The 12,092-nt window shown below is 27.5% G+C and carries 13 protein-coding genes and 2 other annotated features; of the genes, 9 read left to right on the top strand and 4 right to left on the bottom strand.

The window, feature by feature from the left end; all coding sequences use genetic code 11:
* Positions 1–14: 14 nt before the first annotated feature.
* Entirely contained in the window at positions 15–188 is a 174-nt protein-coding gene (locus tag I2A75_RS12450; protein WP_195264922.1) for a hypothetical protein, read from the bottom strand.
* Positions 189–298: 110 nt separating this feature from the next.
* Positions 299–521: a binding site (T-box leader), on the top strand.
* Between the two features lie 222 nt (positions 522–743).
* On the opposite strand from I2A75_RS12450, the gene aspS reads away from it, so the two are divergent.
* Positions 744–2,030, top strand: coding sequence for an aspartate--tRNA(Asn) ligase (gene aspS, locus I2A75_RS12445; protein WP_195264920.1), 1,287 nt, complete (start codon positions 744–746; stop codon positions 2,028–2,030).
* Between the two features lie 50 nt (positions 2,031–2,080).
* Here aspS and I2A75_RS12440 read toward each other — a convergent pair whose 3' ends face one another.
* The 3 genes from I2A75_RS12440 to I2A75_RS12430 are packed head-to-tail and all read right to left on the bottom strand — an operon-like array spanning position 2,081 to position 3,200.
* Positions 2,081–2,662, bottom strand: a complete 582-nt coding sequence (locus I2A75_RS12440) for a manganese catalase family protein (RefSeq protein WP_195264918.1) — start codon at positions 2,660–2,662, stop codon at positions 2,081–2,083.
* The gene (locus I2A75_RS12435) at positions 2,662–2,925 is read right to left on the bottom strand and encodes a spore coat protein CotJB (protein WP_195264916.1); all 264 of its coding nucleotides are present in this window, start codon (positions 2,923–2,925) and stop codon (positions 2,662–2,664) included. Before I2A75_RS12435 ends, I2A75_RS12440 begins: the two co-directional genes overlap by 1 nt.
* Complete coding sequence (locus tag I2A75_RS12430; RefSeq protein ID WP_195264914.1) at positions 2,925–3,200, bottom strand: spore coat associated protein CotJA; 276 nt, start codon at positions 3,198–3,200, stop codon at positions 2,925–2,927. The genes I2A75_RS12435 and I2A75_RS12430 overlap by 1 nt, the downstream gene beginning before the upstream one ends.
* A 393-nt stretch (positions 3,201–3,593) precedes the next feature.
* Here I2A75_RS12430 and I2A75_RS12425 point away from each other — a divergent pair, with 393 nt between their 5' ends.
* The 8 genes from I2A75_RS12425 to I2A75_RS12395 all read left to right on the top strand — a co-directional run bounded on the left by I2A75_RS12425 (position 3,594) and on the right by I2A75_RS12395 (position 12,036).
* Positions 3,594–4,952: an FAD-binding oxidoreductase gene (locus I2A75_RS12425; RefSeq protein WP_195264912.1), complete on the top strand. Its 1,359-nt coding sequence runs from the start codon at positions 3,594–3,596 to the stop codon at positions 4,950–4,952.
* Positions 4,953–5,015: 63 nt separating this feature from the next.
* Complete coding sequence (locus I2A75_RS12420; protein ID WP_195264910.1) at positions 5,016–5,780, top strand: EFR1 family ferrodoxin; 765 nt, start codon at positions 5,016–5,018, stop codon at positions 5,778–5,780.
* A 190-nt stretch (positions 5,781–5,970) separates the two neighbouring features.
* Positions 5,971–6,837: an ATP-binding protein gene (locus tag I2A75_RS12415; RefSeq protein WP_195264908.1), complete on the top strand. Its 867-nt coding sequence runs from the start codon at positions 5,971–5,973 to the stop codon at positions 6,835–6,837.
* A gap of 636 nt (positions 6,838–7,473) precedes the next feature.
* A complete protein-coding gene (locus tag I2A75_RS12410) occupies positions 7,474–7,662 on the top strand; it encodes a DUF4250 domain-containing protein (protein ID WP_195264906.1) in 189 nt (62 codons plus the stop codon).
* Positions 7,663–7,681: 19 nt separating this feature from the next.
* Positions 7,682–7,807, top strand: a complete 126-nt coding sequence (locus I2A75_RS18105) for a hypothetical protein (RefSeq protein ID WP_257443197.1) — start codon at positions 7,682–7,684, stop codon at positions 7,805–7,807.
* 53 nt (positions 7,808–7,860) lie between these two features.
* A complete protein-coding gene (locus I2A75_RS12405) occupies positions 7,861–9,597 on the top strand; it encodes an EAL domain-containing protein (RefSeq protein ID WP_195264904.1) in 1,737 nt (578 codons plus the stop codon).
* 144 nt (positions 9,598–9,741) lie between these two features.
* Positions 9,742–11,121 (top strand): MATE family efflux transporter, encoded by a 1,380-nt coding sequence (locus tag I2A75_RS12400; protein ID WP_195264902.1) that lies wholly within the window; start codon positions 9,742–9,744, stop codon positions 11,119–11,121.
* A gap of 27 nt (positions 11,122–11,148) precedes the next feature.
* Positions 11,149–11,380: a binding site (T-box leader), on the top strand.
* Between the two features lie 137 nt (positions 11,381–11,517).
* Positions 11,518–12,036 carry a tryptophan transporter gene (locus I2A75_RS12395; protein WP_195264943.1) on the top strand — a complete coding sequence of 173 codons (519 nt, stop codon included), beginning with the start codon at positions 11,518–11,520 and terminating at the stop codon, positions 12,034–12,036.
* Positions 12,037–12,092: the final 56 nt, after the last annotated feature.

The following is a 12,092-nucleotide window of genomic DNA, read 5'->3' as shown; positions in this document are numbered from 1 at the left end:
CTACAACCCTCCTTTTATAATAATGAATATAATTTTCCAAACAATTCTTTATGCTTAGCTTCTAGTTGAGTTACTAGATTTTTTAACTCTGCATCTTGAATTTTTGATGCAGTTTCTTGGCACTTTGTTTGCATGAATTGTACATGTCCTAAGGCATCTTCAATATATAATAATTCTTTTGAAGTCATGATGTATCACCTCCAATTTTATTATTAGTAAAAGGATTTGAATATATTCTTAATAGTTTTTGTAATTTATATTGACATTTACTCATTAAGGGAATAATATAAATTAAAAGAAAAAATCGATGAAAAGAAGAGTAGATATTTAAAGAGTATCTTCAGCGAGTGAAGGATGGTGAGAGCTTCATGAGAAATTGATATCGAAAGACATCTTTGAGATGCTTACTTGAAATTAAGTAGAGTAAGACGTGTTCTAGCGTTAATAGATAGAGATAACTTTTTAATTATTTAATTAAGTTAAATTAGGATGGTACCGTGAACATAGCCTTCGCTCCTATATGGAGTGGAGGCTTTTTTTATTTAAGGTGGGCCCGCTTTAAATGTACTTCTTAAAGTTAAAGTTAATTTTATATTTATAAAGTTAAAAAAGGGTGGCACCGCGAAGTTTTATCGCCCCTTGAGCATACTTTGTTCAAGGGGCTATTTTTTTATCAATAACTAATTAAGATTAATAGGTTTAAACTATAAAAATAATTATAAAATAGTGAAAGGAAAGTAGATATGAAAAGAGTATTAATTAATGATATTCCTAATTTTATAGAAAAAGAAATTAAAATAGAAGGATGGTTATATAGAATAAGAAAGTTAAAATCAATAACTTTTTTGATAATAAGAGATAGATCTGGATTGGTACAATGTGTTATAGAAAATAATAAAATTGATTTAAACTCATTAAAACTTGAATCTGTAGTATCAATCATTGGAATAGCTAAAGATAGTAATAATTCGCTAAATCCATTTGAAATATTAGTTGAAAAATTTCAAATAATAAGTGAAGCACAGGAACTTCCAATAGAAATAAACAAAAAAGAGTTAGATCTAAATTTAGACACTATATTAAACAATAGAGCAATTAGTATAAGACATGAAAAAGTTAATTCTATATTTAAAATACAAAATATAATGGTTCAAAGCTTCAGAGAATTTTTAATAAATAGAGGATTTACAGAAATATTTACACCTAAAATAGTTGCTGAAGGAGCAGAAGGTGGAACAGAAGTGTTTAAATTAGAGTATTTTGAAAAAACTGCTTATCTTGCGCAAAGTCCTCAGTTTTATAAGCAAATGATGGTAGGAGCTGGATTTGAAAGGGTTTTTGAAGTTGCTCATGTATATAGAGCTGAGCAGCATAATACAAGTAGACATTTGAATGAATATATAAGTATGGATTTGGAAATGGGATTTATTGATGATGAGTTTGAAATAATGAACTTAGAGGAAGAATTAATAAAGTTTATATTAAAGACTATAGAAGAAAAAGGAAGAAAATATTTAGAAATATTAAGTGTTAATTTGCCTAAAATAGGAGATAGTATACCGAGGATTGAACTTAATGAGGCAATAGAAATATTAAAAAATGTATATGCTAAGAAAGATTTAAATGGAGATTTAGACCCAGAAGGAGAAAAACTAATATGTAAATATGCACAAGAAAAGTATGGATGTGACTTTATCTTTTTAACAAATTATCCAAGGAGTAAGAGACCGATGTATACAATGCCTTTTGAAGAAAATGGAACTAGAAGTTTTGATTTACTTTTTAAAGGTGTTGAAATAACAACAGGCGGACAGAGAATTAATGACTATAATATGTTGATGAAAAGTATAAAAAGCAAAGGATTAAATCCAAAAAATTATGAAAGCTATACAGATATATTTAAATATGGAATGCCAAAGCATGGAGGATTAGCAATAGGATTAGAAAGAATTACATCTCAATTATTAAATTTAGAAAATGTTAGAGAGGCATCGCTTATTCCTAGGGATAGAACTCGCATAATACCTTAATTAATAAATGAGTTAAAAATAAGGGACTACCTTTTAAGGTAGTCCTGATACTATTTTTCTTTACAAAAGTCTGTAAGATTAGTATTATCTTGTACATCCATTAAAGCTTCACCAAATCTTTGATAGTGTACAACTTCTCTTTCTCTTAGGAATCCTAATATTTTTTTTATTTCAGCATCATCTGTCAAGTTCATTAACCATTCATAAGTTGCTCTAGCTTTTTGTTCAGCTGCCATATTTTCATGCAAATCTGCAATTACATCACCTTTAGCTTGGATATAAGTAGCAGTCCAAGGATTTCCAGTAGCATCAGTGTAGAAAGTAGCTTTTCCATGATCAGCATAATGACCATCCATGCCAGCAGCTTTAATTTGCTCTATTGATGCATTTTCCATAATTTGATGAGCCATTGTAGCTATTATTTCTACGTGAGCCATCTCTTCTGTTCCTATGTCAGTTAATAGTGCTTTAGATTTATTTGTAGGCATTGAATATCTTTGATTTAAATATCTAAGAGCAGCACTAAGTTCTCCATCTGGGCCACCATATTGAGTTATAAGAACCTTAGCCATTTTTAAGTCTGTTGATTTTAAGTTTACAGGGTGTTCTAATGTTTTAACATAATACCACATTAATTTTTTCCTCCTTTCATGTTTTCCCAAGGCCATGGACTATTAACCCAAGCTTCAGGATTTTGGAAGTAAGAAGAACCAAAGTTGGTTAATGGACCATATTGTTTTTCATATTCCCAAATTGTCTTTTTTAGTTCACAAGATATCACTTCATAATCATGTTTTGCTTTTTCACAATCAGGAAAATTATCTAAATATAAATTTAAATCCACAACAAAAAATTGTAATTTTTGTATTTTTTCTAGGTAGTCTTCACGTCTCATTATCTATGTCCTCCTTTAATATATTGAACATCACAATAAGGACTATATAAGTCTTTAAATATTGTTCCAGCAGCAAATGCATCCTCTATATTAAATAAATTTTCATATGGTTGAAGTGCAATAAATGCCTTAGCATATACAGGGGGATTAAAAACCTTATATGATTCACGACAGTTTTTACTTGTATCTGGACAAGATATATCACAATAAATCTTGCTAGGGTCTTTTACACAATCATTACATTTTTCACAATCATCATCTTTACGATAGTACATAAATTAACATCCTTTCATTTATCATCTATATTTATAAACTATGTAGAAAAAAGTAGAAATGTGATAAAAAATAAATTGAAATTAAAGATTATTAAAAAAAAGTTATATATTTGTAGATATGATGGATAAAAGGTTTAATAAATAATACTCTAAGGTTTTAGAATATGATATAAGTAGAGTTAAGCAAAATAGAATCATATTAGTTTCTATAAGAAAAGGAAATTGAAGTTTGGGAAAAAGATAGAATTATTTTTAGATAAATTATATTGAAAAAAGCATAATTATAAATCTTAAATATGGCTCTTTTTATTGATTTTAAGAAATGATATGTTATCATCTTATATATAAAATAATTTACAAAAGTTATAAAAATAATTTACAGAAGGTGATTAAATGAGAAATGTTGATTATTCAGGATTAACTGGCAAGATAATTACCAAAGAAAGTTTTGAATATGAAGAAAGTAGATTAGCTTGGAATAGAGCTATTGAAAAATATCCATTAGTAATTATATATTGCCATAATGATGAAGATGTTATTAATGCAATACTATGGGCTAGAAAGAATTCTATAGAAATAAGAGTAAGATCTGGAGCACATAGTTATGAAGGATATTCAACTGGTAATGATGTAGCTGTTATAGATATAAGTAAAATGGATGAAATTAATATAGATGAAAATAATGGTTTTGTAAAAATAGGAGGTGGAGTAAGAAATAGAGAAATATATGAATCGCTAGGAAGTAGGAATTATGCATTTCCAGGAGGGGGATGTCCAACTGTAGGTGTAGCAGGTCTAGTACTTGGTGGTGGCTGGGGATATTCAAGCAGATTTCTAGGGTTAGCATGTGATAGTTTACTTGAAGTTGAAATGATAAATTATGAAGGAAAAAAATTAATACTTAATGAACAATCAAATAGTGATTTATTCTGGGCTTGTAAAGGTAGTGGAGGATGTAATTTTGGGATTATAACTTCAATGACTATAAAGTTAAAAGAAAAAATTAAAATGGGCACGTTAATCAATATAAATTATCCTAATATTACTAATGAAGATAATATTAAAGTTATTGAGGTTCTTCAAGAATTATATAAAAATTTAGATAGAAGAATGAATTTAAAAACTGCAATATATAATTCAGCTGAAAGAGGAAGAGGAGTTAAACTTACAGGATTATTTTATGGAAGTTCCAATGAAGCAAGAGAAATACTTAAACCTTTAGAAGATATAACAACTTCAATTGAACTTAAAGTAGAGGATATGAGTATATTAGAATGTAATAGATGGATTCAAGATAGCCATCCGGATTATGAAAAGTATAAGTCAACAGGAAGGTTTGTATATAGAGACTATAATAATAACGAAATAAAAAAACTTATAGAAATAATAGATAATCCAACAGAAGGATCATATTATACTGCAATATCATTTTATGGAGCTGGAGGAGCAATTGCTGATGTAAATAAATTAGATACAGCATATTATTATAGGGATGCTAAGTTTATAATGGGAATTCAATCCGTTTGGGAAAAAGATGAATATGCAGATATAAATAAGGAATGGGTTAAGAGTAACTTTAGAGCAATAGAAAGGCTAACAGAAGGATCTTTTGTTAATTTTCCTTTAGATGAATTAGATAATTACGAAAAAGAATATTATGGAGAAAATATTAAAAGATTAAAAGAGATTAAAAAACAATATGATCCATATAATGTTTTTAATTATCCTCAAGTTATTAAAAGTGAAAAATAGAAATTTACTCAATTAGTTCTATAATTATTTATAGATTATACAAAGTAGGATAGGGGATTATTTATGAAAATTTATTATTTTTCTTCAACTGGGAATAGTTTATATGTCTCAAAGAAAATAAAAGAAGCATTAGATGAATATGTAGAATTAATATCTATGACGAAAGCATTAAGAGATAATGATTTTATTTGTGATGATGATACAGTTGGGTTTATATATCCAATACATTCTGGTTCTTTACCTATAATAACTTTAGAATTATTAAGTAAATTAAAATTAAAGAAAAATTCCTATGTTTTTGCAGTAGGGGTATCTGGTGGAGGAGAAGCAAAAAGTAGCTTTGCCCATATAAATGAAATAATTAAAGATACGAATACTTTATCAAATTTTGTATGTATAAAATATATTTCTAACTATATAAGAGCAGGTAGAAATCCAAGTGAAAAAAGAGCTATTGAAGCAATTGAGAAAAATGAAAAAATTTTAGAAGATTTTATTAATGAAATTAAAGAAAGAAAAATTAAAAAATGCAATTATAAATTTGGATTAAATAAGATCCTTTATTCAATGTGGAAAAATGTGTATAAAAGTAAGGATAAAAATTTTAATGTTAATAGTGACTGTATTGGATGTGAAATTTGTAAGAAGGCATGTCCTGCAGATAATATTATAATGAAAAATAGTATTCCAACTTGGAAAGGTAATTGTACAGACTGTATGGCATGTATAAATTTATGCCCTAAAAAAGCTATAAATATAGGAAAAAGTACAGTAAAGAAAAATAGATATAAGAATCCATATATAGAAATAAATGAACTGATAAGTTAATTAAAGTAAAATATTATATATAGGTGTTGGAAAGTTTTCTAATAATTGAAATGTAGAATGTGAAATTTAAAATTTCTTTAGTTTTAATTGTACATTCTACATTTTTAATTGTGCTAACTCCATATTTATATAAAGACAATAAGTTTAAAAAGTGTTATAATTGAAAAGGATTATTAAATGAGGTGATAAAATGAGTAGTATAGCAGGTAAAGGCTGCGAGAGACTAATTCCTACTGAAGAAAAAAAGCCTTTAGAAGAAATAGAGCGTAGCCTTGTTAAAAAATATAGAAAACATATTTGGACTAAGTTTGTAAGAGCTGTCAAAGATTATAATCTTGTAGAAGAGGGAGATAAGATTGCAGTAGCTATTTCTGGTGGTAAAGATTCGCTACTTATGGCTAAGTGTTTCCAAGAGCTTAAAAAACATGGACAAATGAACTTTGAATTAGAATTTATAGCAATGGATCCAGGATATCATCCACAAATAAAAGAATTACTTATAGAGAATTGTAACCATCTTGGAATACCAGTACATATATATGAGGGAAAAGTTTTCGAAGTTATAGATAAGATGGCAAGAGATTACCCATGTTATCTTTGTGCAAGAATGAGAAGAGGATCTCTTTATAGTAAAGCAAGAGAACTTGGATGTAACAAGTTAGCACTAGGACATCATTACAATGATGTTATAGAAACTACATTATTAAATGTGCTTTATGCAGGTAATTTTAAAACTATGCTTCCTAAATTTAAGGCAGCTAATTTTGAAGATATGGAGCTTATAAGACCGCTTTATTATGTAGAAGAAGAGTATATAAAGAGATTTACTAATAATGCAGGAATTTGGCCATTAAATTGTGCATGTATGGTTGCAGCTGAGAAAATAGGAAATAAGAGATATGAGATAAAGGAATTAATAAAAGAGCTTAAGAGAAATTTTGATGGCGTTGAAAAATCAATATTTAAGGCAGCTGAAAATGTTAATTTAGACTCTATACTTGGTTGGGAAAAAGATGGTATAAAGACAAAGTATTTAGAAGTTTACGATGAAGAATAATTAAAGTTTTATAATAAAGATATTATGTAAGAAAGATTGTCTACATAATATCTTTATTTTTTTATGAAATAATAATTTATTAAATTGAATATAGAATAATTAAAAAATAGATAATGAATACTAATAATATAATGGAGGTGAAAGCTAATGGCTAAGAAACATCAAGAAGCAAGTTGGGAGAAGAATGGATATAAATCTCCAAAGAAAAGTGAAGCTTCTAAAGTACCAGAAGTTAAATAATTAATTAAATAAAGCTTGTATAAGGAGCTGTTGCAGAATGCTATTTAATTTAAGATGTAGAATATAAAATTTAAAATTTCGATTATATTTCGTACTGAAATATTTAAATTTATATTATTTTAAAAATACTTTCAGTAGTTTTTACCCTCATTCTACATTATAAATTCTGCATTTTTAATCGGGCAACAGCTCCTTAGCTTTTATAAAAAAATAGTTGAAACATATAAAAATAATATAATTAATTACGATAATAAAAAAGTAAATTATTATTGTATATTTATCTTAATAAATATACAAAAAGATGTATAATGTACTTTTTTTATTAAAAGATATATGGTATATTTTATTTAAGATTCCAAATATATAGAAATTGTATATATAAAAAGGAGAAATAGTATGGATAGAGAAAGCATTTTATCTATGGATCCTAATATTCTATTAAGTATGATAAATATGAAATTAAGAGATTTCTACTCTAATTTATCATCATTATGTGAAGACATAGGGGTAACAGAAGAAGAATTAAAAAACAAATTAAGTTCAATAGGATATAAATATGAAAGAGATCAAAATCAATTCAAATAATGGGTAGGAGGAACAATTTATGAAAATGAAAAGCTTGGGTAAGTTAGCGGTAGTTGTAGCTGCTGGAGCTGCTTTAGTTGCAACATTAATAAATGATAATAAAGAAAAATCAAAAGATGAAGCGAAAGTAGAAGAAAATAAATAAGTTTTAAATTATATAATAAATATAAAAATATACTTTGAGAAGGATTTAAATATATGATTAGGGAAAATAGTTATAACATGGATGTTGGTTCCCTTAACGATAAGACTTCGAATAATCTTAAAGATAGACAAAAAGAGTTTTTATTAAATTCAAAAGAATCTTTTATTAGGTCTATTAAAGGACTATTTATTTCTGTAAATAAAGAAGAAGATTTAATAATGCTTTATGGGAACAATAAAGAAATTACAGGATACAAAGATGATTTTAGTATAATAACTTTTGATGAGTGTAGAAGCTACTTTCGCCAAGATTATTTTGATATATTAATTGATGGTATAAAAAATAATTTAGAAGAAATTGAAGTTAGGATGACTAATATTTTAGGGGAAGATATATGGATTAGTGTTAAAGGCCAGTCAAGAAATAGTAATAAAGGCGAATTTTTAGGGTTTGAAGGATATGTTCATAATATAACAAGAGAAAAAGAGGCACATTTAAAGTTAGAGTATATTAGTTATTATGATGAATTAACTGGATTAAATAATAGAAAGCAATTCAAAAATATTATAGAGAAAGAGCTTGAGAAGCACATTATTTCAGAATCTAGAGGAGCATTAATAATTATAGATATAGATAATTTTAAGTTTATAAATGACTCTTATGGGCATAAATGCGGAGATATATTTTTGGAGAATTTTTCAGAAGACTTAAAGAAAATATTTAATGATGATCAATTGTTATGTAGATTTGGTGGAGATGAATTCTTAATATTTATTTCATCTATAAGTTACTTAAATGAAATAAATGATACGGTAAGAAAAATTATGGAAATATTAAAAAATCCATATGACATAAATGGTCATAAAATTTATTCTTCAACAAGTATAGGAGTATCAGTTTTCCCTGATGATGGTGAAAATTTTGAAGTGCTGCTTAAAAATGCTGATGCTGCAATGTATATAGCTAAAAGCAATGGTAAAAATCAATGGCAAATGTTTAATAATAACATATCAAGAGAGATAAATAGAATTTACTCAATTCAAAGAGGTCTTAGAACTGCATTAGATAATAATGAGATGTTTGTTGTGTTTCAGCCTAAAGTGAGGCTTACAGATGATGAAGTAAATGGATTTGAAGCATTACTTAGATGGAAAAGTGATGAAATAGGCTTTGTTAGTCCTGGAGAGTTTATTCCTGTAGCTGAAAATACAAGGCTTATAATACCAATAGGAAAATTTGTATTAAGAGAAGTTTTTGCAAAGGTAAAATATCTATTATTAGAAGGCTATGATAACTTTAAAATAGCAGTTAATTTATCTGAAATACAATTACGAGATGGTGATTTATTAGAATACTTTAATTCTTTGATAGATGAGTTTAATGTCCCTCCTAAGTACATAGAAGTAGAAATAACTGAAAGTATGATAATGAAATCAGTAGATAAGAACATAGAGTGTTTATTACAAATAAAAGAATTAGGTGCTTCCATTGCTTTAGATGATTTTGGAACTGGATATTCTTCCTTGAATCATTTAACTAAGTTGCCAATAGATGTTTTAAAAATTGATAGAAGTTTTGTTATTGATATGTCTGAAAATGACAAAAGTAGGTACATAGTAGAAAATATTATTCAATTGTCACATAAACTTGGCATGACAGTTGTTGCTGAAGGTGTAGAAGAAAAAGAGCAAGTAGATTATTTAAGAAGTATAGAATGTGATACAGTACAAGGTTTTTATTATAGTAAACCTGAGCATTTTGAAAATATAATAAATATGTTAAGTAAATAAAGGATTACCTAGGTAATCCTTTAAGTTTTATTAAGAATATTTAATATTCAAAAAAAGTGAATAAATAAATATAAGTATATTGAAAAAAGATACTACTAAATATATAATTTGAAGATAAATAATATCATAAATAAGGAGGTACATATGAAAAAATCAGTAGATTTAGTGTCAGGAAATATATTTAATGTACTACTAAAATTGTCTGTACCGATTTTAGGCACATCTTTCATACAAATGGCTTACAATATGATAGATATGATGTGGGTAGGCAGAATAGGTAGCGAGTCAGTAGCAGCAGTAGGAACAGCAGGTTTCTTCACTTGGTTTGGAAGCGCACTTGTATTTATATCCAAAATAGGAGCCGAAATAGGTGTTGCTCAAGCAATAGGAAAGAAAGATGTTAAGGAAAGAAATAAATTTATATATAATAGTTTATTTATTAATATAGTAATGGCAATATTATATACGATTATTTTAATAGTTTTTAAAAATCAACTAATAGGATTCTTTAATTTAGGAGATGAAAGCATAATAAAAATGTCTATAGACTACTTAATTGTAGTGTCATTTGGAATGATATTTAGCTTTTTAAATCCATTATTTACAGGTATCTTTAATGCTGCTGGTAGTAGCAAAATTCCTTTTTTGATAAATGCTATTGGACTAGCTTTTAATATAATATTTGACCCAATATTGATATTTGGACTTTGGGGATTCCCAAAGCTTGGAGTGATTGGAGCAGCCCTAGCAACTATTAGTGCACAAGCTATTGTTACTATTATATTTATAATATCATTTATAAAAAATGGATATAGCTTAAGTTTGAAAAATAAGAAGTATTTGGATAAAAGTTATATGTATAGAATATGTAAATTTGGGATTCCAACGGCACTTCAAAATTGCTTGTTTTCAGTTTTTGCTATGATAATTGGAAGAGTAATTGCATCATGGGGGCCAGTAGCAATTGCAGTTCAAAAGGTTGGATCACAAATAGAAGCAATATCATGGATGACAGCAGAAGGTTTTGCAGCAGCATTAACAGCTTTTGTAGGACAAAATTATGGAGCAAATAGATGGGACAGGATATTAAAGGGATATAAAGCAACAATGGTTATGGCAACTTTGGTAGGAATTTTTTCTACTATACTGTTAGTATTTGCAGGAGGAAGCGTTTTTTCAGTATTCATACCTGAAGCTGAAGCAATTTCACAAGGTGCTATATATCTTAAAATCTTAGGATATTCCCAATTATTTATGTGCATAGAAATTACAACAGCAGGAGCATTTTCAGGTCTTGGAAATACAGTTACGCCATCTTGGGTTAGTATATTGTTTACTGGTCTTAGAATACCTCTTGCAATATTATTAAGCAGTATACCTTCACTTGGAATAAACGGAGTTTGGTGGAGTATAAGTTGTACAAGTATAATCAAGGGATTATTATTATTGGGATTATTTATTTTTATGGTAATAGTTCCGAATAGAAAAAATTCCTTGAAATTGTTGACAATTATGAATAGATAGCATAGTATATTATTAAATTAATAATTAACTAATCCTTTGATGAGGAAGAGTAGCTATTATGTAAGGTTTCAGAGAGCCGAAGATGGTGTGATTTCGGTACTATAACAAATAGTGAATGGGCCTCGGAGGAGTGATACGAAATTTTATTAAAGTAGTTGATCCGTAAGTCCCACGATATAGGGAATAGGGTATATTAGTACCTGATGAGAGAGGCTTTTAAAGCAATTTAGGTGGCAACGCGGATAATATCGTCCTATACATTTTTGTATAGGGCGTTTTTTATTTAAAATTAAAGTAATGTTTAAAGGAGCTGGTAATTATGTTATGAAGTAGAGGGGACAAACTATTTTGATATAAATTTATTTTAAAAAGGAGATTTTGAATATGAATAGAAATATGAATGTAAAAAAAATGATACTAAATGCAATATTAATAGCTATTGGAGCTCTATTACATCAAATAACACCAGCTTTAGGTTTACCTATGCAACCAGATTTTGCGTTAGCAATGTTATTTATAATCATAATAATAAATAATGATTATAAGACTTCTTTAATATCAGGTATTATAATGGGAGTATTAACTGCGCTTACTACAAAATTCCCAGGTGGACAACTACCAAATATTATAGATAAAGTTGTGACAGCAAACGTAATGTATTTTATATTTAAATTAATAGGAAATAGACTAAGCAATAATATAAAAATGCTAATAGCTTTAAGTTTTGGAACTATAGTAAGTGGACTAGTATTTTTAGGATCTGCAAGTTTATTAGTAGGTTTACCAGGATCTTTTGTTAGTCTAATTAGTATTGTTGTTATACCTGCTGCAATAATGAATGTATTCTTAGGCATGATATTATATAAGGCTATTGGAATAGCATTAAAAGCCACAGGTGTACTAATAAGTAAATAAGTTAAATTGTTAATTTAAAACTTTTAATAGGAGCTGTGCTTAGACAGCTCCCAAAA

Origin of the sequence: Clostridium sp. 1001275B_160808_H3 (assembly GCF_015550425.1) — a bacterium.
Lineage (GTDB): Bacteria > Bacillota > Clostridia > Clostridiales > Clostridiaceae > Clostridium.
The sequence above is the reverse complement of the archived record's forward strand: the minus strand, read 5'-3'. Positions and strand labels throughout refer to the sequence as shown.

What these genes read in the sequence shown, in the direction of transcription:
- I2A75_RS12450 (WP_195264922.1), bottom strand. Translation starts at nt 188, where the DNA reads ATGACTTCAAAAGAATTATTATATATTGAAGATGCCTTAGGACATGTA.
- aspS (WP_195264920.1), top strand. Translation starts at nt 744, where the DNA reads ATGAAAAGAGTATTAATTAATGATATTCCTAATTTTATAGAAAAAGAA.
- I2A75_RS12440 (WP_195264918.1), bottom strand. Translation starts at nt 2,662, where the DNA reads ATGTGGTATTATGTTAAAACATTAGAACACCCTGTAAACTTAAAATCA.
- I2A75_RS12435 (WP_195264916.1), bottom strand. Translation starts at nt 2,925, where the DNA reads ATGAGACGTGAAGACTACCTAGAAAAAATACAAAAATTACAATTTTTT.
- I2A75_RS12430 (WP_195264914.1), bottom strand. Translation starts at nt 3,200, where the DNA reads ATGTACTATCGTAAAGATGATGATTGTGAAAAATGTAATGATTGTGTA.
- I2A75_RS12425 (WP_195264912.1), top strand. Translation starts at nt 3,594, where the DNA reads ATGAGAAATGTTGATTATTCAGGATTAACTGGCAAGATAATTACCAAA.
- I2A75_RS12420 (WP_195264910.1), top strand. Translation starts at nt 5,016, where the DNA reads ATGAAAATTTATTATTTTTCTTCAACTGGGAATAGTTTATATGTCTCA.
- I2A75_RS12415 (WP_195264908.1), top strand. Translation starts at nt 5,971, where the DNA reads ATGAGTAGTATAGCAGGTAAAGGCTGCGAGAGACTAATTCCTACTGAA.
- I2A75_RS12410 (WP_195264906.1), top strand. Translation starts at nt 7,474, where the DNA reads ATGGATAGAGAAAGCATTTTATCTATGGATCCTAATATTCTATTAAGT.
- I2A75_RS18105 (WP_257443197.1), top strand. Translation starts at nt 7,682, where the DNA reads ATGAAAATGAAAAGCTTGGGTAAGTTAGCGGTAGTTGTAGCTGCTGGA.
- I2A75_RS12405 (WP_195264904.1), top strand. Translation starts at nt 7,861, where the DNA reads ATGATTAGGGAAAATAGTTATAACATGGATGTTGGTTCCCTTAACGAT.
- I2A75_RS12400 (WP_195264902.1), top strand. Translation starts at nt 9,742, where the DNA reads ATGAAAAAATCAGTAGATTTAGTGTCAGGAAATATATTTAATGTACTA.
- I2A75_RS12395 (WP_195264943.1), top strand. Translation starts at nt 11,518, where the DNA reads ATGAATGTAAAAAAAATGATACTAAATGCAATATTAATAGCTATTGGA.